Below are 23,569 nucleotides of genomic sequence, written 5' to 3'. Positions count from 1 at the left end.
CTATGCAAGCTAATGACCCCGAATTTAGCGGCACCGGCGTGGCGCTCATCACGCCGTTCCGGGCCGATAAGTCGATCGACTACCCCTCCCTGGGCGGAATCATCGACTACGTAATCGGGGGCGGGGTCGACTACGTGGTCAGCCTCGGCACCACCGGTGAGGCCATCACCCTGAGTACCCAGGAGTGCCGCGAAATCCTCGATTTCACTATCCGCCACGTGGACGGACGGGTGCCCATCGTGGCCGGATATTTCGGCGGCAACTACACCGAAAAGCTGGTCAACTTCATCCGCGACTTCAACTTCGACGGCGTGGCGGGCATCATGTCCAGCAGCCCGGCCTACAGCAGACCACCCCAGGAGGGAATTTACCAGCATTATATGCGGGTAGCCGAGGTAGCGCCGCGCCCCCTCATCATTTACAATGTTCCGGGCCGCACCAGCAGCAACGTACTGCCCGAAACCGTGCTGCGCCTGGCGGAAGAAAGCGATCGCTTCGCCGCGGTGAAGGAGGCCAGCGGAATTCTCAGCCAGGCCACCGAGATTTTGCGCCACCGTCCGGACCGTTTCGGTGTGCTCTGCGGCGACGACCCCCTCGCTACGGCCATGATTGCGGTCGGCGGCCACGGCGGAATCAGCGTGATCGCCAACGCCCTGCCCAGCCACTTCAGCCGCATGGTCAAAGCCGCCCGGGAGAATCGGGTCGACGAAGCCCGGCAACTCAACTTCGATATGCTGGATGTGCATCCCCTGCTGTACTGCGAGGGCAATCCGGTAGGCATCAAGGCGGCCGTCTCGCTGCTCGGCCTGTGCGGAAATCACCTGCGCGTGCCCCTGGTGCCCCTGAGCGAACCCTACCGGGAAAAGCTCCGTCGGGTACTCTCCCTGGTTCCGGACCTCGACCTGTAGGCAGCCGGCGTAACTTTGCCCGTGATGCGCTTCGCTAAATTTCTCGGCATTCTGCTGCTGCTTGTGCTGCTGCCCTTTGCGGTGGTCGAATTGTTCGGCGGACCCATCGCGCGGCAAGTCGTACAGGCGCTCAACCGGCGGCTGCAGACCGAGATCGTCATTGAGCACTACGACCTCAGTTTGCTCCGCGCCTTCCCCTACCTCGCGGCCGATTTGCGGGGAGTGACGGTCGCGGGCAGCGACGGCAGCCGGCTCCTGGAGGCGGACCACCTTTCGTGCATGCTCAACCTGGGGAGTCTCTTCGGCAAAATTCGCATCAGCGGAATCCTCGTCGAGGACGGCAAACTGCAGCTCTTCACCGACCGCGACGGCAACACCAACTACCAACTGGCGGGCTACACTTCGGTAGGCGATCGGGCGGAGGAGGGCGGGGACGCAGGTGCGGAGGGAGTTGAATTCGCAGCGGAGCGGGCGCGGCTGAACAACGTCGTGCTCATCTACCAGGATGCCCAGCTCAACGTAGACGCACTCGTCACGGTAGACCGGGCTACTTTCAGCGGAGACTTCGGCGCTGCCAAATACCTGCTGGAAACGGAGGCGAACCTGCGGGTAGACTACATCGACCAGGGGGGATACCGTTACCTCGACGGAAAGGAATTTACCCTGGAATCGGTCACCGCGATCGACCACGCCCTCGGTGGCTACGAATTCTCTCCCCTCCGGATCACCTCGGGCGACCTGACGCTGGAAACCACGGGTTTCGTGACACCTACGGAGGACGGCCTTACCACCGCACTCAACATCAGCAGTACCTCCGGAAATCTGGCGGACGTACTGCAACTTCTGCCCCCGTCCTATACCGGCAGCCTAGCGGACTGGGAGACGCGGGGTAGGCTTTCCCTCTCCACGGCCGTCAATGGTGCGTGGACTCGCAGCACATATCCCCGCATCGACGGCAAACTTGAATTTACCGACGGCCGCCTCGATAGTCCCCGGATGAACGTCGGGGCCCGTAACATCGACCTGGCCGCCACCTTTGCCTACGTGAACGGTCCGCGCGGGGGGGTGCAGACCCTTGCCGTAGAGCGGCTTACCGGGACGTTTTCCGGAGAACCCTTCGACCTGAAACTACGGCTGGAGGACCTGGAAGATCCCCGCATCACATTTGCCGCCGACGGCAGTCTGCCGCTGGCTACCCTGCCGGCAATGCTGGGGGAAGGAGCCGTAAGCCGGAGCGATGGAGTGATGCACTTTCGGGACGTCACCCTGAGCGGGTATTACCGTGACATGGTCGATGCCCGCAGAATGGGGAGGGTATCATCCGCTGGGACCATACGGTTGGTAGACGGAGAATTTACGGTGAACGACAAGGTGCTTTTCCTTCCTTCCGGAGAGCTGAAACTGCTGGACAATGCCGTGGAGGTGACCGATCTGGCCTTTGCGATGGAGGAGACCCGGGCGGTCCTTTCCGGAAGAGCTACGAACCTGATACCGGTACTCTTTGCCGATAGCCTCAACTCCCGTGACGCCGCGCTGGAGTTTACCGCAACCCTCTCCGGGACGGTAATCGACGTAGGGGAACTGCTTGCCCTATCTGGTCCCGCTGAGGAAGCCGCGCCAACAGCTATTCCCGCGGAAACCACACGCAGGGTGCGGCTTACGGATTTGCTCGACGGCCGTTTCGAAGCGGAAGTGGAGGCATGGACGTGGGATGAGATGCACGGAGAAAATTTTCGGGGGCAGCTCATTTGTACTCCCGGTCAACTCACCCTGCGGGGGCTTACCGAGGCCATGGCGGGGGCTTTCCGACTGGACGCAACGACTTACTTCCGGGAAACCAACCGCGTCGATGCCCGGATCACCGCGTCGAAGGTGGATGCGGAGGAGTTCTTTTATCAGTCCGGCAACTTCGGTCAGGAGGTGCTGACGGCGGACCACCTGAAGGGAGAGTTGAACGCGCGCATACTGCTTGAACTGGCCTTCGACGATCGGGGGGAGATAGACTACGACCGCCTGCACGTACTGGCGGGCCTGGAGATCCTCGATGGAGAGCTCCGTGATTTCCCCATGCTCGAGAACTTCGCCTTTGCGCTGAAATCGGGAGATCTGGAGCGCGTGCGCTTCACGCATCTGGCCAACTACTTCGAAATCAGCAAGCGGACCATTTATATTCCCGCCATGCTCATCCGCAGCAGTGCCATCAACCTTACCCTGAGCGGCAGGCATACCTTCGACCAGGAACTGGAATACTACGTCAAGGTTAACGCCGGCCAGGTGATCGCCAATAAAATTAGCCGCCACGATAGGGCACTCGAAGTACTGCCCGCCCTCAATGGCCTCTTTAACCTGTACTATACCATACGGGGTCCGCTGGAGAGTTATGTCGTTGATAGCGACAAGCGAGCGGTCAAGGCCGACTTCATCCGCAGTGAAGCACTGCGAAATCGCATCAAGCAGGCGCTCGATCTACGTTTTCAGCAGCCGATCGAACTCCTTCCCCCGGTTGACGATGAGGATATAGCAATTGATTAAGCGGGTGTCCGCCCCCGGCCATAACACGGGACCGGCTGGCGACGTTTGTGAGGTGTACTATGAACATCGACACGTCCCCTTGCGCCAACTTCTCCTCATCCCCCTACTGCTCTTACTGACTGCCGTACTGCCGGCTCAGATTTCCGCACCAGAATTTTTGTGTACCCGTTCCGAGGCGGGCGGCGAGATTCTAACGTGGACAAACGTACTCAGCGATTGCGGCCCGTACGAGGCTACCGAGATATACCGCAGCACTACCGCCGACGGCCCCTATACCCTACTGACGGCCATCAACGACGCCACGGCAACGGAGTACCGGGACGAAAATCCCGGCGGGCAGCAGCTTTTTTACTATTTGCAGTACCGCTACGCCTGTCCGGATACCACCGCCCTGACCAGCGATACCCTCGATAATTTTATCCCGGCCACGCCGATCTTAGAGTACGTAAGTATTGAATCCGGCGACGTGCTGCTAAACTGGCAGTTGTCGGAATCTCCGGAAGTGAGCGGCTACGTTGTCCTGGAGATCACGCCCTCCGGCACGACGCCGATTGACACCGTCGGGGGCGACGTAACGTCCTACCGGATTACCGGCGTTCCGGAAAATGAACTGACCTCCCGACAGTATCGCATCGCGGCCATTGATCCCTGTGGGAACGATAGTCCGCAGGGAACCATCCTATCCGGAGCTGACCTGACCGGCACGGGCGGTGAAGATTGCGATGCGGACGTCGTCGTTACGATCGACGAAGCGACCCTGGCTACCTTCCTTCCAATCGCGAGCCTGGAGTTGTTCGTTGCTACCGATGGTGGGCCATTCGTAGGTCAGGGAACGGCCCCCGGCGACTCCCCTACCCTCACTTATGACCTCGCGAACGACGGGGAGGAGCTATGCTTTTACGTTACGGCCACGCTGGCCGACAGCGTCGGTGAGGCCCGTTCCGCCGTATTCTGTAAATCAATCGACATCTCGCAGCCCGTCCGGAGCTTTGCCGTATACGGAGTAGAGCAGGAAGACGGTGGTGGCCTGAGGTTCTCCGTCGATTCCATCCGTAACGCAGGCGCAGTTTCCACCACCCTGCTGATCGATGGAATCGGGCGCGCGGATAGTGTGCTGCTTCCCGGACTTGCCGCTCCCGGCGGGGAACTTGCCCTCACGGTACCGACTGGAGTGCTGCCCGGCGACTCCCTTCGCTTCGTGCAGTCGGACTCCTGCGGCCGAACGATCACGACCAATGCCGTCAGTCCGGTATTTCTGCAAGCTACGGGGTTGCCCGAGTCGGCTACCCTCGACTGGACGCCACTGGTCAACGGGCTGCCCGGATCGCTTTCCTATACCGTTCTGCTGGTCAGGCCCGATGGTTCGCTCGATCCCGTCGCTACGAACCTGAGCGCGCTCACCTACACCGATGAAAGCGGGTCGGGGGATTCGATCCGGTGCTATCGGATCCAGGCCAACTTTATTCCCGCGGGACAGGACACCACTTATTCCTTTCTCTCCAACGAGAGCTGTGTGGCCGGTGAGACCGACTTTTACCTTCCCAACGTCTTTAGTCCTGCCGCCACTCAGGACGTGAACCGGGAATTTCGTCCCTTCTTCTCCGTTGCGCCCGTGCTTCAGGCCTATCGTCTGCTGGTATTTGACCGGTGGGGTGCACTAATCTTCGAGTCCGACGACCCCTTCCGGGCCTGGAATGGCGACTACGGCGACCGCGCCGCGCCGAGCGGTGCCTACATTTATACCCTCTCCTATACTACCGCTGCCGGAAACTTAATGACGCGCAGTGGCGTTGTGCAGCTACTCCGGTGAAATAAACCGGCGAGAAAGTTTGGCGCTACCGTACGGTCGCACCTACTTTTGCCCTCCCCTGGTTGGGTGGCCGAGTGGCTAGGCAAAGGTCTGCAAAACCTTGTACGGCGGTTCGAATCCGCTCCCAACCTCTTAGAAACCGCGTCGGGCCGAGCCCTTCGCGGTTTTTTTGTGCCTTGCTCCTGCGTCCCCGCCCCGTGCGATTGCAAGATGCCGTGCGCTGTTTGCGCCGGTAGTTACGGGCAAGATTTGCCTCCGGAAGTGGCCGTGTTCTCGGTTGGTGGATGCCCGGTTTACCTTTCCGGTCAGGAAACCCCTCCCTAATTGTAAGTAAATACCGTTAATTTTTTCGGATTATCGGTCGGCCATAAAGTCGGGATTATAGCGTTTGCTGTATTCCAATCAATTTCAGCACCTGCGACCCCGCCCCTGGGCATTAGATGTATTGATTATTTATGGAATAAAATTTAATTTACATCAGGCTTCACTATGAACCGATAACTTCTCTTTCCATGCCGCTATATTACTTTCCCGCGCGCTGTGCGCCCGCCGGGGCAATAGCTCTGTGCGCCCTACTCCTCCTGCTGCTTTCCGGGGAACTGTCGTCTCAATCCGGCCAGATCCCCCAGGCATTCTCCCAACGCTACCTCTACGAGCCCGAATGCGCGGCCGTCGGGGGCCGCCTGCAGGTATTAGCAGACCCTACCGCCACCAGTGACGAATACGTAGCGCCAGACGGGGCGGTATTCCCCGATACTGCTCCCGGCGACGATCCGGAAGATTACGTCCGTCTTCACTTCGATCCTGAGGCGGATGGGGCCGGAGAGGTCGATTATTCCCCTTACTTCCTGGTACGGCAGACCGACCCCGGCCCCGTTGCCCTGTGGCTGCGGACCAACGGCGGCACCTGGAAGCTATACACCTACACCACCACCTACGCCCGGATCGCTGACGGGGGGTGGGCCTGGGTGCCCGACGGGCTTGAGTATGAAGCCGACAACGTACTAGGGCTGGACGGCGATACCCTGCGAACGCTAGATGTGGCCTTCACCCGTGCCGATCAGCAACTCGACCAGGTGTACCTCGAATCCATCCATTTTAATTGGTACGTATTTCGCTCGCTGCGCCCGTTTGAATACGACCTGTCGGGAACCAACTGCCCCGATTTTTACAATGAGCCACCGGTGGCGATCCTGGAGCCGGGAAGTGAAGTGATTGTCACGCCGTTCACTAGCATCGTCCTTGATGCCTCGTCATCCTACGACCCCGACGGTACGATATATATTTACGACATGAAGGGTCCCTATCGACAGGAAGATTACGATCCCCACCGCCATGAGCAATCCTCCATCACCGTATACCCGGAATTTCAGGGGGTAGGCAAATTTATAGCTACGGTCTACGACTTTTACGGCGCGAGCGACACCGACACCTCGCTCTGGAAAATTATTCAGCGTGACCAAGGAGAGGATCCTGGTCCGTATTTCCGCATCAGCGCAAAGTGTGCGGAAGTAGGGGATAAATGGACGCGCAGGGCCGATCCACAAAATGCGAGCGGTGCGATTGCCGTTGCCCCGTCTGAGTCGTCCGTTGACCAGGTACCGGCGGATGTCCCGGCCAACAAACTGCGTTTTGTAATTCCCGATGTACCCAAATACATTAATGATGCAAATGACCCATCGTATGATGTACTCGGGGTATTCTCCCTGCCGGAAACTAAGGGAAATTGCCTCTGGATAAATACCAATGGCGCGGGATGGCGCAGGTGGGAAGTAATCGAGGCGGTTTCCATCCTCCAGGGGATACACCTGGCGCCCGGCGATAACGTGATCGAATTGGCCTACTGCAGTCCTGATCTTGAAGTGAGATACTTGAACTTCAGTCCGGATATCGGCCTGAATCACCCCTACCGAATTTACACTGGATTGAGTAGCTCCAGTTCGGTCACCGACATCACCTGCGATGAACCGATGACGTCCAAGTTCTGGCTGGAAGCCGAATGCGCCCAGCTCGGGTCATCCTGGAAAACGGGCCGTAGTGCTGACGCGTCAAACACCACTTACGTCGTGTATCCCCGCGGTAATAGCACGAGCGCACCTCCGGTGGACGTTCCCGCCAATTACGTTCGGTTTGACCTGCCCAATACCGCGGCGGGCACCTATTACCTACAGGCCCGGATCAGTGCCCCAACCAATCTGGACGACTCGTACTACGTGCGGGTAAACGGGGGGGAATGGTATGCGTGGAAGACGGGAATCCGGCAGGGGGTCGGCTTCCGGTGGAATATGTATCCGGGCGGGCCGATTACGCTCAACGCCGGCTCCAATACCATCGACTTCGCCTACCGGGAGGACGGAGCGCAACTGGATAAAGTATACCTCAGCAGAATGGCGACACCCATAACCGGGAAGGGTGAGGAGGATGCAAATTGTCCCGCCCCGGTGGTTCCGTATACCGGTCAGTGGCTGGAAGCCGAGTGTGCTGATTACGGGAAGGCTTGGACCCTGGCCGGCGATGCGGCAGCCTCCCAGGGCGCTTACCTCGTCGAACTTGGCAGAAATGCGTTAACTGCTCCCCCGCCCGATGCGGCGGACAACATCATCCGATTTAACCTGGATCTGGGTGCCGACTTCACTGCGGCTCCCCTATTCCTGTACGGCCGCATCAACGCGCCCTCCGGGGACGACGATTCTTTCTGGGTCAGGCTGAACGGCGGTGAGTGGTATGCCTGGAAGTCCATCCGCCACGACCGTCCGGGCTTCCGCTGGAACCGCCTGCCGATCGCGCTGACCGGTGCGCAGGGCCAGCTCAACCACCTAGAATTCACTTACCGCGAGGATGGCACGAAACTAGACCGGATTTACGTCAGTACCATAGATCAGTTGCCGCCGGACGAGGAATCGGTAGCCGATCCGGCCTGCAGCGTAGGGATAGCCCTGGAGGCCGAATGCAGCAACTCCCAAGGCGGTTGGACCACCGTGCGGGACAGTCGGGGGGCTAACGATCAGTTCATGGTCTTCCGGGGAGACCGCCAGCTTAACGAGCCCACCACCCACCTTGAAGCTCAGGAGCTCATGTATACCGCTGTGGTACCCACCGCGGGTCAGTACTATCTGTTCCTCCGGATGAATGCGCCGGACAACAGTCGCAATTCCGTCTGGGTGCAGATCGACGACGGGAAATGGATCAAGATGTGGGAAGAAATAGGGGGTGCTCAGTTGCACACGAACGATTTCGAATGGCGGAAGGTCAATGACGACGGCATAGCGGTTTCTTTCTCACTCACTCCCGGTCGGCATAACATCTACATCGCGAACCGGGAGCCCGGCACCGCCATCGACCAATTGTACCTCACCACGCTCTCAGACGGCCCGGTATTTTCTTCCCCAGACGCCACTAAGCTGCCCGATGCCCCGGCTTGTCCCTACGTACCTAAGTCAGTGGTGCACACGAGTGGTCCCAATAGCAGTGCCGCGGCGTCCGGCAAAGAGATCGGGCAGGTTGATCTTTACCCCAACCCGGTGGTCGACGAACTGACCCTCGACGTGTATGGTGACTATGCCGGAACCGTACGAGTGCTTGTTTACGACACTGCCGGGCGCCGCGTACGGATACTGGAATACGCCAAGGAGATCGGCCGTCTCCGTGCGGTGCTGCCCGTGGTCGACCTGCCCTCCGGTATCTACCGACTCGACGTCACCGAAGGCGATCGCCAAACGCATAAATCTTTTGTGCGACGGTAAGGAAAGAAGTCGGGCCGAAGTCGTATCTTTGCGCCTCCTAAGCCACACCCTGGCGAGGGAAGGGGAACAGCCGCCCCCGAAGCGGCCCGACTTTTTAACCTTTTAAACCCATCGCGTCATGCAAGTAGACGACGATAAGGACCCGCAAGTAGACGGGACCGAAGAGACCTCCACCGATTCCATCACTCCGGAGGCAAGCCAATCAACCGACGATCAAGCCACTCCCGGCACCGAAGAGGAAACTCCGGCCATCACCGAGACCCAGTCTAAGGTAAACCCCGGCCCGGAAGCCACCGCCGACGATATCGCCCAGGCCACCGACGACGCCGAAGACAGCCTCGACGACGCAGGAGACGACGACGAAGAGGATGACGACGAAGACGAAGCCGACAAAAAGCGCCAGGCTAAGGTAATCCGTAAGGAATCCTCCCGCGTTTCCGTTGCCCTCACCGAAGAGGTGAAGGAAGAAGCCGTAGAAATCGACGAAGCCGACACCAGTGGCGCCACCGGTTCGGCCCACGACGCCTTCGCCTGGGACGCCATCGCCAAGATCGACAACCGCTACAGCCAGTCGGAGCGCGAGGCAATGGAAAAGGAGTACGAAGCCTCCATGACCAATATCCAGGAAGCCGAAATCATGTCGGCCAAGGTATCGGCCATCATCGACGGCGACGTGATTCTCGACCTTAACTACAAGAGCGACGGACTGCTGCCCCTCTCCGAATTCCGCGACCAGGACATCGAAGTAGGCACCACCGTTGAAGTGTACGTCGAACAACAGGAAGACGAACGCGGACAGCTCGTACTGAGCCGCCGCAAGGCCAAACTGCTCCGTGCTTGGGATCGCATCCGCGACAGCTACGAAAACGGAACCGTCATCAACGGTAAGGTGATCAGCAAGACCAAGGGCGGCCTCATCGCCGACTGTGGCGGACTGGAAACCTTCCTCCCCGGATCGCAGATCGACATCAAGCCGATCATCGATTACGATGCCTACGTAGGCAAAACGATGGAGTTCAAGGTCGTGAAGATCAACGAGACCATCAAGAACGCCGTTGTTTCCCACAAAGCCCTCATCGAGAGCGATCTGGCCGAGCAGCGCGAAGCGATCATCGCCAGCCTCGAGCGCGGTCAGGTACTGGAAGGTATCGTCAAGAACATCACCGACTTCGGGGCATTCCTCGATCTGGGTGGCGTCGACGGCCTCCTCTACATCACCGACATCAGCTGGGGACGGATCAACCACCCGAGCGACGTACTCGAACTCAACCAGAAGGTCAACGTGGCCGTACTGGACTTCGACGAGAACAAGAAGCGGATCAGCCTCGGCCTCAAGCAGCTGCAGCCCCACCCGTGGGAAGTGCTCGACGAGACCATCACCGAAGGCAGCACCGTCGAAGGCCGCGTAGTCAACATCGAAGACTACGGTGCATTCCTCGAAATTCAGCCCGGTGTCGAAGGCCTGGTACACGTAAGCGAAGTGACCTGGAGCAACCAGCCCATCAACGCCCGCGAGTACTTCACCGTCGGCGAGACCCGCAACGCCCGCGTTGTGACCATCGACCGCGACGACCGCAAGATGTCGCTCTCGATCAAGCAACTGCAGCAGGATCCCTGGGATACCATCAACCAGACCTTCCCCGTCGGCTCGCGCCACAACGGCAAGGTCAAGAACCTCACGCCCTACGGTGTATTCGTTGAGCTCAACGACGGCATCGGCGGCATGATCCACATCAGCGACCTCAGCTGGACCAAGCGCTTCGGCCACCCCAGCGAGTTCGTGAAGGTAGGCGACGACATCGACGTCGTAGTACTGGAAGTGGACGAGCACAACCGCAAAATGTCCCTCGGACACAAGCAGCTCGAGGAGAACCCCTGGGATTCGTTCGAGTCGGTCTTCCCCGAAGGCAGCTACCACGAGGCCACCGTACTCCGCAAGGATGACCGCGGCGCCATCGTACAGATGCCCTACGGACTGGAAGCCTACGCTCCGATCAAGCTCATGCGCAAGGAGGACGGCAGCATCGCCGAAGTGGACGAGACCCTGACCGTAAAGGTCATCGAGTTCGATCGCGATCAGAAGAAGCTGATGGTCAGCCACAGCCGCTACGTAAACGACATCCGCCGCGAAGCCAAAGACACCGTTGTCCGCGAGCGCCGCGAGGAGCAAGCCACGACCCGCAAGGCCGTCAAGCAGACCAACTCCAGCAACGAGCGTTCTACGCTGGGTGACCTGTCAGCCTTCGAGCAACTGCGCGAGCAGCTCAATACCGAGAATGAAAACGAGGACGAGGATTAATCCCCCCGCCCGCTAAATTCACACAGGCCACTCTACCCCGGTAGGGTGGCCTTTTTTGGTCAGCCTATGCAACGAATCACGGAATACTACGGCCACGGTAAACTCCTTCTCACGGGAGAATACTTCGTACTGGAAGGCGCAACCGCACTGGCCATCCCGACCAAGACCGGGCAGCGGTTCACCGTCGGCCCACTCTGGGGTGACCTGCGCTACGACCTGGAGTGGATCATCGACGACGGGACCGCCGCCCCCCGCCGTGAGTTGTTTTTCCTACGCGAAGACTGGGCTGCCTCCACCAAGCCGTCGGCCAATCCGGTGAAGGCGCGACTGCAGCAACTCTTTCGGGCTGCGGAACAACTGCGTCCGGGCTGTACGACGGCACTGTACCAAAAAAAGGTAGCTACGCGCCTCGAATTTCATCCGGACTGGGGCCTGGGCAGCAGTTCCACCCTGGTCTACTTCCTGGGGCGGCTCCTCGGGGTGAACCCCTACAAACTACTGGAGCTTTCCTTCGGGGGAAGCGGTTACGACATTGCCTGCGCGGGAGCGACCGGTCCCCTACTCTACCGGCGCATGGGTAGCTATCCCGAAGTGACGGAAGTTAAGTGGTCGCCTACCTGGGCGAGCAAAACGCACTTCGTGTACCTCAACCGCAAGCAAAACAGCCGGGAGGGCATTTCTGCCTACCGCGCCGCCGAAAAGTCACCGCGAACGCTCGGGCAAATTACCCAACTTACCCTGGCCTTGGTCGATGCACCGGACCTGCGCGCCGCCGCCCGCCTCCTGAACGATCACGAAAAAATAGTGGCGAATACACTCGGTGTGCAGCCCGTAAAGGAGCGGCTGTTTCGGGATTTTCCGGGTGCGACGAAGAGTCTCGGGGCCTGGGGGGGCGACTTCATCTGGGCACTGAGCGAACTGCCCCGGGAAAAGGTGACGGGCTACTTCAACGAGCGAGGCTACCCTACGGTTATACCCTACAACGAAATGGTTCTCTGAGTATGAGCAAGTGGAAAGAAGCGGTAGTGAAAAGAATCGAGCAGCGCAGCCCCACGGTGCGTAGTTTCTGGCTCTCCCTGCCCGATCGCGAACGCCTCGAATTTCGACCCGGACAGTTCCTCACCCTTGACTTGCCCATCAGCGAGCGGCGGCGAGAACGGTGGCGCAGCTACTCCATTGCCTCCGCCCCCGACGACACCAATGAGGCCGAGCTCTGCATCGTGCAGCTTCCGGGAGGCAAGGGCACCCACTACCTGTTCGAGGAGGCAGCAGTCGGAACCGAGCTGCTCACCAAGGAACCCGGCGGTGTATTCACCCTACCCGAACGCCCGTTGGACTATGACGTAGTCATGGTGTGTACCGGCACCGGCGTGGCCCCCTTCCGCTCCATGTTGCTGCAGCGGCTGGGACACGAGACCCGCCACTTTCACCTGATCTATGGTTGCCGCACCCCGGAAGACCTGCTTTACCGCGACGAACTGGAACGGCTGGCCGAGGAATTTTCCAACTTCACCTATACGGCTACCCTGAGTCGGGAAATGCCGGCGAACGAGACCCCCTTCGAGGTACTGCCCGGCTACGTGCACCAGGTGTACGAACGCGATTATGCCGAGGTCCGTAGCGACGTACGTTTCTACCTCTGCGGCTGGAGCCAGATGGTGGATGAGGCACGCGAGCGGCTCCTGAAAATGGGCTACGCGGAGGAGCAGGTTATTTTGGAGCTCTACGGTTAGCCGGTTATCTTTGCGCCGCTTCGGGCCCATAGCTCAGTGGTTAGAGCAGCGGACTCATAATCCGTTGGTCGTAGGTTCAAATCCTACTGGGCCCACCAATTAGGTACTCGGGCGGGGACGCAGGTGCAAGGTTCACTCCAAAGAGCAGCGAACCTCGGTTCCCGCCCCCGGGTTTTAGCGATAAACGCCAAGACCATGCGATTCAATCACGCTCCCTCCCGCTACCGCTTCTTCGACGCCAAAAGCCAGCAACCCCTCCTCGCGGAAGACGACAAAGACAAGCCAAAAACCGACAAAACCCCCAAAAAAGACTTCCAAGACCAGGACGACGATGACCTCAAAAACGTCGACCAGAGCAAGGGCGGGTATGGGCACGGGACTGGGTATGATAAGGAGTAGGTTAGTACGGTAGTATTTTAGTACGGTAGTACGGTAGTAGTTTAGTACGGTAGTACGGTAGTGTGGTGCAGCATGATAATGACTACCCGCTACCGTACTACCCAACTACTGTACTACCGTACTACCGTACTACCTCCCCCTCCTCTCCTCATCAATCGCCTGCACCAGTGCCTTTACTTCCGTGGTGAAGTCTTTGTCTAGGATCCACTTTAGGTAACTGGGTTCTTTGGCGAATACTTCGGCGACGGGTTTGCCGGCGTGTTTGCCGAAATTGAAGAGTGGTGTGCCGTCCGGTCCTCGTTTGAGTCGGCGGGTGGCGTCAAGGAAGCGGTCGTCTTTGCAGAAATCAGCGACGGCGTCCATACTTTCGAAGGGTGAAACGATGGTGCCGTTGTCCTTTTCGAAGGTTGCACCGGCGTAGTGTTTCAGTTGTCCTTTGAATACGTCTACGGTTGCGCGCACGTCGGCCAGGGCATCGTGGGCGTCCGTCATTTCTTTTCCGGCGTAGAATTTGAGTGCGGCGCTGAGGGTGCGGGGCTCCATCTGGTAGAAGATGTGCTGGGCGTCGATCAGCCGTCGGTTGGTGGTGTCAAAAAAGATACCGACCCGGTAGAATTCTTCTTGTAGCAAGGGTACATCGTAGCGGTTGGAATTGTAGCCGGCAAGGTCGGCGTTTCCGATGAAGGTGTGGAGCTCGTGGGCTACCTGGGTGAAGGTAGGTTTGTCCTCGAGGTCAGCATTGCTGAGTCCGTGAATGGCTTCGGCCTCGGCGCTGACGGGTACCGTGGGGTTGATCTTCATTTCCAGCTCTTCGGAAGGGCTGCCGTCGGCGAATAGTTTGATCATTGCAATCTGGACGATCCGGTCGCGGGTCAGGTTCAGGCCGGTAGCTTCCAGGTCGAAGAAAACGAGGTCGTTGGAAAGGGGGAGCATACTTTGGTGATTGTGGGAATTATGGCGCGAAACGAATGGATCCGGGCGGATGCCAAGGTACGCTACCCTGCCGTGAGCTGGTGGTAAAGCTGGTTGTAGGCGGCGATCATCCGGCTTACCGGAAAGTTAGCTTCGACGTAAGACCGGCAGGTACTGCGCTTTAAAGTGGCTGCTTCGGTAATTGCCCCGGCAAGTGCGACAGTATTCCCCGTAGGTACTAATTTGCTAATGGCCGGCGTCACTATTTCCGGAACGGCCCCACTCGAAAAGCCGGCCACCGGCGTCCCGCAGGCCAGCATCTCGAGGAGCACCAGTCCGAAGGGTTCCTCCCAAACCGAAGTGAACAAGCCGACTGCCGACCGGGCGGTAAGTTGGGCTATTTCACGTTGACTCAAGTGCCCCAGGTACCGGGCATCTTCACCGAGTAAGGGAGTGATGATCCGGGAAAAATAGGTCGGATCACTGATCGGGCCGGCCAGTTGCAACCGGTACCCTGCTTCACGGCAGGCCTCGATGGCAAATTCGGCACCCTTCTCCGGGGTCAGACGCCCGTACCAGATGGCCGTGTTTGCCTGCGCCGAGCCAGACCATTCCCACTCATCACAATCGATGCCGTTGTGGATCACCGAACAACGCTGGCCCGTATACCTTCTCCACTGTTGTGCCAGGTGCTCGCTAATGGCCACGAAGGCTGATCCCCCGGGCAGACGTGCGGCCAGCGCGCCGGGCACCAGGCGGCGGTACGGTGGCGTGTGCAGCGTGGTCACCACCGGACACTTCACCCAGGCGGCGAACAGGGCAGGGACAAGGTTGATCGTGTTGTTGTGCACGAGATCAAAGGGCTGGCTGCGAAGAAAGGATAGGGCCTGCCGGTAACCCGTTAAAGTAGTAACCAGCGTGAGTCCCGGGATTTGTTGAGATCCGGGCCGCGCAATCAGGGTGACTTCGTGGCCGAGCCCGACCATGCCCTTCGCCAGTTGGACGGTGTGTTTTTCCAGTCCACCCGCGTAGGGTTCTACCAGGGGAAACTCCAGCGGGGCGAGAATGGCAATGTTCACGACGGCTAGACCAGCAGTTGTTTGATGCCAACGGCCAGGTGCTCTTTCTTATACCCGAGCTTTAGCTCCAACTGCCGGGCGACGGCCAGACCGGCGGAAAGTTGCTCCGGACTGAGGCTTGCGGCGTAGGCGGGGCTCCAGCGTTCGATGAAGATGTTCTGGGTGCGGTAGAAATCTGGTGCCAGGTTGAGTACCTGCAGTGACTGGACCAGATTGAGGATCCAGTCCCACAGTTCGGGTTTCTTGAAGGCCTTCGTGGTGAGGGTGTACAGGCAGTGGGCCGCGTCGTTTTCAAGCTTAGCGGTTTCTTTCCAGCGGTGATTCCAGTGCAGGTGATCCGTGACCAGTCGCTGTAGGCGGGGCCGGTCGGGGGTATGGTCTCCCGTAAGCAGGTCCGTCAGGCGGCGGCGAATGGTAAAGTCGATGGCGGCAAGGTAGCTGTCGGGCAGGGGCAGGTCGTTGGCCCGCATGGTGCTCATGAGCTGGTAGTTGTCGTAGTACACGTCAGAGAAGCTCGCCGCGGCTATTTCGAGGGTACGGTCGGTCATTTTGAGCAGGATCTTGCGCTTCTCGTCCCGGAAGAGGTGCCAGATCGAGAAGCTCTGGGTGCCGAAGTTGTCCTTCATCAGGTTGATCACCTCACTGACGTGACCGACCCGGAATTCCCGCTCCAGTTCGGGCAGCAATTTCTGAAACTCGGCGGCGGTCATATTCTGGCAGATCTCACCGATCATGGCCTGCTGACCGAGGTAGAGAACGGAAAAGCTGAATTCCGAGTAGCTGTTCGTGATGTTGGACAGAATGGTCATCCTACCTACGGACAGGCGAAAGTTGCCGGCCCGGAAGTGGTGCAGGGAATGGTTTTGGCTGCGGTAGTTGAACAGCTCCAGCCGCGAGGGCTCTTCCTCAAAAAGGCTCGATGCGGCGAAGTGCATCCCTACCCGAAGCAGACCGACCCGGGCCGGAACAACCGTATTCCGGTAAGCGGTCGCTGCATTGGGCAGTACGTTGCTTTCGATTTTTTCCAGCGCGGCAATGAATTGGGGCTGTAGGTCCTCGCCGGTGATTACCTCACACAGGTGAATGGCACGGTTGGCGTACTGCAGCACCTGTAGGGTTTCGATACCGGTCACCTCATTAAAAAACCAGGCGCAACTGGTGTACATGAGCATCGCGTGCCGCTGCATCTCGAGCAGTCGCAACATCCTGATCCGCGTATCGGGCTGAACTTCCCTATTGACGGACCAGCGATCCAGGAAGGCTTCCGGTTGTCCGGGTGACCGATCAAGGACGAGTTCGATGTAGGCGTCGCGGGCTTCCCAGCAGTCCCGGAATAATTTTCCGGCCTCCCGTTCGTACGCCTGGATGATTCGATCGCGGATAGCGTCAAGTGCGGCCCGCAGCGGAGCGCGCCAGCGCTGGTGCCATCCCGGTCCGCCGCCGGTCTCACAGCCGCAGTCGCTGCGCCACCGCTCGACGCCGTGCACGCACGACCAGGAACTCTTTTCGTGAATCTGCGCTTCCCACTTGGGCGGATGATTTTCCAGGAACTCTCCGTAATTCGTGAGGTGATACTCCGGGTTCTTCTCAATTACGTCGAGGGCGGCGGCCAGTGCCATCTCACCCTTCGCGTGGTGATGGCCGTAACTTTCGCCGTCGGTGGCGATGTGGGCCAGTTGTACCTCGTCGCTTCCGTCGAGGCTGTGCATCAACTTCTCGGCCAGGTACCGGCCGTCGTTCAGTAAGCCCTCGAAGGCAACTGCTTTTGCCACGTCGCCGTCGTAGAAGAACAGGGCGATGCTGCGCCCGCTCGGCAGATCGCACCGGTACGCTCGCCGGGGGTCTACTCCGCCGTGTACCTTGTCCCACTGTTCCTCTCCGGTCCGGCGAACGGCTTGACACTGCCGTGGCGCGAGGATGGTATAGGAGATTCCGTTGTCCACGAGTGCTTCCAGGCAGTCCGTATCCACGGCGGTTTCGGCCAGCCACATCCCTTCCGGTTTGCGGCCGAAGCGGAACTCGAAATCGGCGATCCCCCACTTGATCTGCGTTTGCTGGTCGCGCGCGTTGGCCAGTGGCATGATGATGTGGTTGTAGCTCTGCGCTACCGCCGACCCGTGCCCGCCAAACTGCGCCTGACTGTGGCGGTCGGCGGCCAGAATCCGTTTGTACGTACCACTATCGTGTTGCTGGAGCCACGACAGCAGGGTGGGGCCCATATTCCAGCTGATGCGGGCGTAGTTGTTGGTGATCTTCTCGATGTGCTGGCTGTCGTTCAGGACGCGGGCCGTTGCATTTGGCGCGTAGCATTCTTCGTTGATCCGTTCGTTCCAGTCGTGGTACGGGGCGGCACTGTCCTGTATTTCAATCGTTTCGAGCCAGGCGTTCTCCCGTGGGGGTTGGTAGAAATGACCGTGAATGCAGATGTACTTCTTGGGGCTAGTAAACATGGGGCAAAGATAAACGGAGGATCGTTTGTCGGGGCGACGGGTAAACGATGTGACCGCAGATCAAATATCGCGCGCCCCGAACTCCAAGAACGCAGTTAGGGTTGCAATAAGTGCATTGATTCCTTTACACCCCCGATACCTCCGGCAATGAGACGCGACTTCGTAAGGATGGGTTTTTGGCTAACCCTGACCTATCTGCTTATCTACTTCATATATACCATCTGAAACCGCATCAATCGAGTGCGAATACTTTCGACGGTCAACCCTGATTGCACTGCTACGTTGTAACTGAAGGGCACTGCACCTGCGTACCCGCCACATACTCTTAACCCAAAACACAGCACAAGCATGTTCAAATTACCCGATCTTCCGTATGCCTTTGATGCCCTCGAACCCAGCATTGACGCCCGTACGATGGAAATTCACCACGGCAAGCACCACGCCGGATATACCACGAAATTAAACGCCGCGGTGGAAGGCTCGGAGATGGCCGACAAGTCCATTGAGGAGATCCTCGCCAACGTAAGCTCCGCCAGCACCGCGGTCCGCAACAACGGCGGCGGATTCTATAACCACAGCCTGTTCTGGAAAGTAATGAGTCCCAACGGCGGCGGTAAGCCCAGCGGTGAACTCGCACAGGCCATCGACCAGGCGTTCGGTAGTTACGATTCCTTCAAGGAGAAGTTTTCCGACGCAGCCGGCAGTCGATTCGGTTCCGGGTGGGCCTGGCTGATCGTTAAGAACGGCGGTGGACTTGGCATTACTTCCACTCCCAACCAGGACAATCCGCTGATGGATGTCGCCGACGAACGCGGCACGCCCATCCTCGGCCTGGACGTATGGGAGCACGCCTATTACCTGAATTACCAAAACCGCCGGCCGGACTACGTTTCCGCTTTCTTCGACGTGGTGAATTGGGATGAGGTAAGCAAGCGCTATACCGAAGCGAAGTAAATTCTCCATACCGCATAAAAAAAACCGCCACCCGGTACCGGGCGGCGGTTTTTTTATGCGGTATGAATACCCTTTACGATGCCATTGCCTCCCGTGCGGCGGAGCGGTAAGACTCCATCTTTTCACCGTCGGCGTTACGGTAGCGCGGGCCACATTTCTGCAGCACGTCCTTCATGTCGTCGTCGGATAGCGTAGCGAATTGCTCAACGGTCTTTACTCCGGCTTCTTCGAAACGGGTGGCCATCGTCGCGCCTACTCCGCTAATTTTGGTCAACTCGCTGGCTGGGCCCTTGGTGGAGGGGCGGCCGCGACGACCGGTACCGGTACCGGTTTCAGAGCTTTTGCGGGCAGTGGCGGTCTTGCGATTCGACTTGGCGGCACCCTGTGTCTTGCGGGGACGACCACGGCGTGACTTTGGTGCGGTCTTTTCGGCGGCGGCTTCACTTACGGTGTCGGGGGCATCGGAGACGGCCTGTGCCATTTCTTCCGAAGAGGTGCTGTTGTCTGAAGCGGAAGTGGCTACCGGAGTAGATTCCTTCTTCGAGCGGCTACGGAGTGCACCGGTAGACTTCGTTTCCTTTGACTTGTTGTACTTCCGCTTGGACTTAGCCTTAGGCGTTTCTCCGGCGGCGGAATCGGGAACTTTCTTCGTCTTCTTTTTGGAGACTTTCAGTTCCTGTTCGAGGCTGGCGATCTTCTGCTCCAGGCTTTTGATTTTAGCCTTGGCGGATTTGAGCTTCTTCTTGGTTTTCTCCTGCTTGTTAACGCCATCAGAGAAGGCTTCCTGGGCGGCGTCGAAGCGCGACATGATCGCCTTTAATTCTTTTTTGAAACTGGCCATTAATATCAGATTTGAGTGAATAGATCGATAACCGCGCTGCCCCCGAACGAGCGGGAAATGCGCTGACTATTGAATGTGAAACGATTTAGTTAATGTTGAGCCCTTTGTATCAAACAACTTTGATTATGTCTTTCTAGGGAATGGTGCTTATAAGAAAGGGTGGGGGCTTAGATCGAAGCAGACAAATGCTCCATTATAATGCTATAAAGGATATATACGTATCAAATGTTCTATTTGAATGCAAGTATATGAAAATATTTTCATAATCTGCTAGTCCCTGCCCTCATTAATAGGTTCCCTGCCGGTACACATGTAATTTTATATCATTAGTTCTAGGTATGTCTGACCCGGCTATACCCTCTCGGTGCCACAATTTTACTTTTGTAAAACCTTCTTGTCACGGTACAAAGGTGGGGTATATAGGGGAGATTGCTCATTTACAAGAAGGAACCCGGGCAGCGCGCCATATTTTTCCCACTATTAAGCAAAAAAGAGCGGCGAGGTTTAATGGTGATTCTACCGTGCGAACGAAGGCTAAAAATCAGCTTCCGGTGTTTATGGGAGGCTTAGTGATTCCTACGGTCTTCGCCCCAGTTTAGCTTTCCGCGCAGGGTATCCATGAAGGTGATGTCGGGAAGTTTGACGAGGTCGATACCGAAATCGTTCTTTCGTACCGCCAATTCGTGGGCCGCGGTAACGGTTTCGAAGCGTGAATCAAGCGTAGATAGGAAGTTATCGGCCCGGCCTTCGATCTGAAAACTGATTACGGCATCGTCACTGATTACAATCGGACGTACGTTCAGATTATGGGGGGCGACGGGAGTGACTACGAAATTACCGCTCCCCGGGAATACAATAGGCCCTCCGCAACTCAGGCTGTAACCGGTACTTCCGGTAGGCGTCGCTACGATAATGCCGTCGGCCCAGTAACTGTTGAGATAGGCTCCGTTGATATACGTATGTATGGTAATCATCGAGGAGGTGTCCCGCTTCAGCAGCGTAAAGTCGTTGAGCGCGTAGGGGGTTTCTCCGAATATGGGTAGATTGCTTTCTAGATAAAGCATATCCCGCTTTTCCGTCTCAAACCGCCCGCGCGCCAGTAGCCGCATGGCTTCGGACATTTTGCTCTTCTCTACGCGTGCGAGGAATCCGAGCCGTCCGAGATTAATGCCCAGAATAGGAATTTTGTAGTCCTTGATCGTGAGCATTGCGTTCAGGATCGTGCCATCACCCCCGAGGGTAATGAGCATGTCGAATTTCTTGATCCGGAAATCGAGGTGGCTCTCGAATACCCCTACATCCCGCAAAAACCGAATGTGGGGCCGGATTTGCTCCAGATAAGGACCGTAAACGTAGGTGGAAAAATTCTCTGCCGCCAGTAGGTTGAACAGCTCCTGCACCGGTTCCCGATCGGATTCTTTGTAAACCTGACTATAAATTACAACCTGCATGGCGGGGAAAATTAGACGCGCAACAAGGTTACGAAATAATCCCGCACCGGCGGCCTCCGAGTCCGAAGTCGTGTGCTAGAAACTAAGGTTAAGGTTTAAGTACACGCCATCTTCGCCCAGGTGATTACGGTTGTACTGCACCCCCGCCACCATATCGTAATACAGCACCAGATCTATTCCAGCGCCCATTCCGGTAAGTAGGTTGTTGTTGAGGCGGTTGGTTCCGTCCACGAAGGGTGCATTGGCGATACCCTGATTAAACTGTAAGGAAACCAATACCCGCAGGGGGATATACCGGAAGGCATCGATAAAGACCAGCTTTCCGAGATCCACCTTCGTTTTAATTAGCTCCCGCCGCACGCCCAGCCGCCAGATGAGCATATCCAAGCCGTCTACGACGTAAAATTGGTATCCAATGAGGCCGTTGTTACCAAAACCAATGGCCCGGTTTTCCAGGAAGGGTTGGCGGGTCCGGATGAGACTATATTTTGCCGCTATCGCATAATTTAGGGAATAGCGTTTCCCAAAGGGTACGAACTTTCGATAATCGCCGTGAATTTCGAGTCCGTCGCGCTGGCCGTATATCCCTAACCCTTCCTTGGCGATGCCTACGGACAGAAATTTTCCTTTCCAGGGGTAGTTCCGGATATCCCGTCGATCGTTCTGGAAATCGTAGGCCAGCCGGAAGTATTTCTGCTGGGTACGTCCCCCCCCATAGAATTCGGGATTCAGTACGCTGCCGATCGTATCCGCTACTTCCGATTGCCGCCAACCAATGGATAAATGGTGGGATACGTATATCTTTTTTCGGTAGCTGAGGGACAAGTCGAGGTTGGATCGCCGGTAAACGAAGGCATCGGGATTGAAGTAAAATTCCTGACGGTTGTCCAGGGTCAGGTAGTTCTGTTCCCGCCGGCGCAGATTGCTGAATTCAATTTCCATACCGATCGACCCGGCCCGGTTGAGGTAGGGTAACCGGTAGCTTGCCTGCAGGGAGCGGGTGTAACCCGTCGTAAACCCTAGTTTGAGCCGGTCGCGTTGCCCCGTAAAATTATAGTAAGTCAGTTTACCGCCCACGTTTACCCGATCGAGCGAGCGCTCTTCCTCCGTCCACCACACGTTAAAATTGCGGTCGGCCAGTTCAAAAACGGGCACCGGATAGATGTACCACGTCTCCCGCATGCGGACGGTGATGGTCACGCTACCACCCCCCCGCACTTGCGTACTGTCGTACTCCAGATCGACGGAAGCGAATAGGCCCGAATTCATGAGGTTGTTGTAACTGCGCCCGACATCGTGGTCGAAATCGTCGAGGGCCAGTTTATCGCCGCGCCCAAAGGTCATTTCCCGGTACACCACCCTAGGACGGGTTTTGCGGTGCCCCAGTAGGATCACTTCCTCGACGAGCACGGAATCTCCCGGCCCTGCCTGGGCGAGCAGGGGAAACAACAGCAGTAGAATAATGGCAGTTAGCCTCATTTAGCGGATGATACGGTAGGCAGGCTCTAAGTACGCAATTATGACTTTGTTAGTTTGTCCCATCACTTACGCTTACTGAGAAAGACCCCGAGTAACACCAGGCCGATGGCCGGCAACTGAAGGAGGGCGAAACGCTCGTCGTCGAAAAGCCCCCACAACAGGGCGACGACCGGAATCAGGTAACTAACGGTACTGGCAAACACGGCCCCGGTCCGCTGTACCAATCGAAAGAACACGAAACTTGCCAGTACGGTGCTGCCGACCGCCAAAATAGTTACGTACACCAGTGCCCACCAACCCGCCGTGCCGGCCTCCTGAACCGTAGGTACTACCCCACCGGCAGTAAAGGCGTAGATCAGCGCCGGCAGGCCGATGAGAAAAAAACTGGTGACGGTAATGGTCAGCGAGGGCAGGTCGCGAAAGTAATTGGCCACCAGGTTCGCCGAGGTGCCGTAGCAGAAACACGCGGCCAGTACCAGACCGGCGTACGCAAGTTGACTGCTCTGGGTGCCCTCTCCGGGGGTCACGTAGGCGAGCAACACGGCCCCCATGAGTCCTACGACGATGCCGATGACTTGCTCGCGTACGGGTCGGTTGCGAAACACCAGCCAGGCAACCAGGAAGGTACACAGCGGAGTAAGGCTGCTGAGCATTCCGGTGAGGCTGCTGCTGAGGTGCCCCTGGGCGATCGGGAAAAGGAAGGAGGGAATGGCCGTCCCCGTCAGCCCCACGAGCAACAAAACGGGCAGCTGCCCGGGGCTAATGCGACGGAGGTGGGTCACCGCGAAGGGTGCCAGCGCCAGGGCCGACAGCCCCAACCGCAGTACGGCGATCTGCCGGGCGGAAAATACGTCCAGTCCCCACTTGATGAGAATGTAGCTGGTGCCCCAGATCAGACTCAAACCGATCAGGGTGAGGAAGTCCATTACGGTCGGTCGGTCCTGCATGCGGCGAAGGTACCGGTTGGACGGGGTATACC

16 protein-coding genes and 2 tRNA genes are annotated in these 23,569 nt (G+C 57.9%); 11 read left to right on the top strand and 7 right to left on the bottom strand.

The features are described 5' to 3' along the window. The first annotated feature begins 2 nt into the window (after positions 1–2). From dapA to GGR28_RS12705, 10 genes are all read left to right on the top strand, one after another. A complete protein-coding gene (gene dapA / locus GGR28_RS12750) occupies positions 3–908 on the top strand; it encodes a 4-hydroxy-tetrahydrodipicolinate synthase (protein WP_183496188.1) in 906 nt (301 codons plus the stop codon). Positions 909–932: 24 nt separating this feature from the next. Then, positions 933–3,440, top strand: a complete 2,508-nt coding sequence (locus GGR28_RS12745) for an AsmA-like C-terminal region-containing protein (protein ID WP_183496187.1) — start codon at positions 933–935, stop codon at positions 3,438–3,440. A gap of 79 nt (positions 3,441–3,519) precedes the next feature. Further along, positions 3,520–5,250, top strand: coding sequence for a T9SS type B sorting domain-containing protein (locus GGR28_RS12740; RefSeq protein WP_183496186.1), 1,731 nt, complete (start codon positions 3,520–3,522; stop codon positions 5,248–5,250). Between the two features lie 60 nt (positions 5,251–5,310). Next, positions 5,311–5,381, top strand: a tRNA-Cys gene (locus GGR28_RS12735). 381 nt (positions 5,382–5,762) lie between these two features. Further along, on the top strand, positions 5,763–8,993 hold the full coding sequence (locus GGR28_RS12730; protein WP_183496185.1) for a T9SS type A sorting domain-containing protein: 3,231 nt from the start codon (positions 5,763–5,765) through the stop codon (positions 8,991–8,993). A 118-nt stretch (positions 8,994–9,111) separates the two neighbouring features. After that, entirely contained in the window at positions 9,112–11,292 is a 2,181-nt protein-coding gene (gene rpsA / locus GGR28_RS12725; protein ID WP_183496184.1) for a 30S ribosomal protein S1, read from the top strand. A 66-nt stretch (positions 11,293–11,358) separates the two neighbouring features. Beyond that, on the top strand, positions 11,359–12,291 hold the full coding sequence (locus GGR28_RS12720) for a GYDIA family GHMP kinase (protein WP_183496183.1): 933 nt from the start codon (positions 11,359–11,361) through the stop codon (positions 12,289–12,291). A gap of 2 nt (positions 12,292–12,293) precedes the next feature. Beyond that, positions 12,294–13,025: a ferredoxin--NADP reductase gene (locus GGR28_RS12715; protein WP_183496182.1), complete on the top strand. Its 732-nt coding sequence runs from the start codon at positions 12,294–12,296 to the stop codon at positions 13,023–13,025. A 22-nt stretch (positions 13,026–13,047) separates the two neighbouring features. Then, positions 13,048–13,123 (top strand) — tRNA-Ile (locus GGR28_RS12710). A 97-nt stretch (positions 13,124–13,220) separates the two neighbouring features. Continuing rightward, positions 13,221–13,424: a hypothetical protein gene (locus GGR28_RS12705; protein WP_183496181.1), complete on the top strand. Its 204-nt coding sequence runs from the start codon at positions 13,221–13,223 to the stop codon at positions 13,422–13,424. Positions 13,425–13,553: 129 nt separating this feature from the next. Here the strand turns inward: GGR28_RS12705 and GGR28_RS12700 are convergent, their stop codons facing one another. The 3 genes from GGR28_RS12700 to GGR28_RS12690 form a co-directional block, all read right to left on the bottom strand. Next, on the bottom strand, positions 13,554–14,357 hold the full coding sequence (locus tag GGR28_RS12700; protein WP_183496180.1) for a 3'-5' exonuclease: 804 nt from the start codon (positions 14,355–14,357) through the stop codon (positions 13,554–13,556). Positions 14,358–14,419: 62 nt separating this feature from the next. Next, positions 14,420–15,415: a glycosyltransferase gene (locus GGR28_RS12695; protein ID WP_183496179.1), complete on the bottom strand. Its 996-nt coding sequence runs from the start codon at positions 15,413–15,415 to the stop codon at positions 14,420–14,422. A 5-nt stretch (positions 15,416–15,420) separates the two neighbouring features. Beyond that, a complete protein-coding gene (locus GGR28_RS12690; RefSeq protein ID WP_183496178.1) occupies positions 15,421–17,865 on the bottom strand; it encodes a DUF3536 domain-containing protein in 2,445 nt (814 codons plus the stop codon). Between the two features lie 348 nt (positions 17,866–18,213). On the opposite strand from GGR28_RS12690, the gene GGR28_RS12685 reads away from it, so the two are divergent. Further along, positions 18,214–18,819 (top strand): superoxide dismutase, encoded by a 606-nt coding sequence (locus GGR28_RS12685; protein ID WP_183496177.1) that lies wholly within the window; start codon positions 18,214–18,216, stop codon positions 18,817–18,819. Positions 18,820–18,892: 73 nt separating this feature from the next. Here the strand turns inward: GGR28_RS12685 and GGR28_RS12680 are convergent, their stop codons facing one another. From GGR28_RS12680 to GGR28_RS12665, 4 genes are all read right to left on the bottom strand, one after another. Further along, positions 18,893–19,660, bottom strand: coding sequence for a hypothetical protein (locus tag GGR28_RS12680; RefSeq protein WP_183496176.1), 768 nt, complete (start codon positions 19,658–19,660; stop codon positions 18,893–18,895). Positions 19,661–20,226: 566 nt separating this feature from the next. Continuing rightward, positions 20,227–21,111, bottom strand: coding sequence for an NAD kinase (locus tag GGR28_RS12675; RefSeq protein ID WP_183496175.1), 885 nt, complete (start codon positions 21,109–21,111; stop codon positions 20,227–20,229). Positions 21,112–21,186: 75 nt separating this feature from the next. Next, on the bottom strand, positions 21,187–22,590 hold the full coding sequence (locus GGR28_RS12670) for a BamA/TamA family outer membrane protein (protein ID WP_183496174.1): 1,404 nt from the start codon (positions 22,588–22,590) through the stop codon (positions 21,187–21,189). 62 nt (positions 22,591–22,652) lie between these two features. After that, positions 22,653–23,537, bottom strand: coding sequence for a DMT family transporter (locus GGR28_RS12665; RefSeq protein ID WP_183496173.1), 885 nt, complete (start codon positions 23,535–23,537; stop codon positions 22,653–22,655). Positions 23,538–23,569: the final 32 nt, after the last annotated feature.

The organism is Neolewinella aquimaris, from assembly GCF_014197245.1.
GTDB classification, from domain to species: domain Bacteria; phylum Bacteroidota; class Bacteroidia; order Chitinophagales; family Saprospiraceae; genus Neolewinella; species Neolewinella aquimaris.
This window is presented reverse-complemented; position numbering and strand designations above follow the sequence as displayed.

Coding starts and splice junctions, on each gene's coding strand:
- GGR28_RS12705 (WP_183496181.1), top strand. CDS start 13,221: ATGCGATTCAATCACGCTCCCTCCCGCTACCGCTTCTTCGACGCCAAA.
- GGR28_RS12715 (WP_183496182.1), top strand. CDS start 12,294: ATGAGCAAGTGGAAAGAAGCGGTAGTGAAAAGAATCGAGCAGCGCAGC.
- GGR28_RS12670 (WP_183496174.1), bottom strand. CDS start 22,590: ATGAGGCTAACTGCCATTATTCTACTGCTGTTGTTTCCCCTGCTCGCC.
- rpsA (WP_183496184.1), top strand. CDS start 9,112: ATGCAAGTAGACGACGATAAGGACCCGCAAGTAGACGGGACCGAAGAG.
- GGR28_RS12700 (WP_183496180.1), bottom strand. CDS start 14,357: ATGCTCCCCCTTTCCAACGACCTCGTTTTCTTCGACCTGGAAGCTACC.
- GGR28_RS12730 (WP_183496185.1), top strand. CDS start 5,763: ATGCCGCTATATTACTTTCCCGCGCGCTGTGCGCCCGCCGGGGCAATA.
- GGR28_RS12665 (WP_183496173.1), bottom strand. CDS start 23,537: ATGCAGGACCGACCGACCGTAATGGACTTCCTCACCCTGATCGGTTTG.
- GGR28_RS12720 (WP_183496183.1), top strand. CDS start 11,359: ATGCAACGAATCACGGAATACTACGGCCACGGTAAACTCCTTCTCACG.
- GGR28_RS12685 (WP_183496177.1), top strand. CDS start 18,214: ATGTTCAAATTACCCGATCTTCCGTATGCCTTTGATGCCCTCGAACCC.
- GGR28_RS12680 (WP_183496176.1), bottom strand. CDS start 19,660: ATGGCCAGTTTCAAAAAAGAATTAAAGGCGATCATGTCGCGCTTCGAC.
- GGR28_RS12745 (WP_183496187.1), top strand. CDS start 933: ATGCGCTTCGCTAAATTTCTCGGCATTCTGCTGCTGCTTGTGCTGCTG.
- GGR28_RS12690 (WP_183496178.1), bottom strand. CDS start 17,865: ATGTTTACTAGCCCCAAGAAGTACATCTGCATTCACGGTCATTTCTAC.
- GGR28_RS12675 (WP_183496175.1), bottom strand. CDS start 21,111: ATGCAGGTTGTAATTTATAGTCAGGTTTACAAAGAATCCGATCGGGAA.
- dapA (WP_183496188.1), top strand. CDS start 3: ATGCAAGCTAATGACCCCGAATTTAGCGGCACCGGCGTGGCGCTCATC.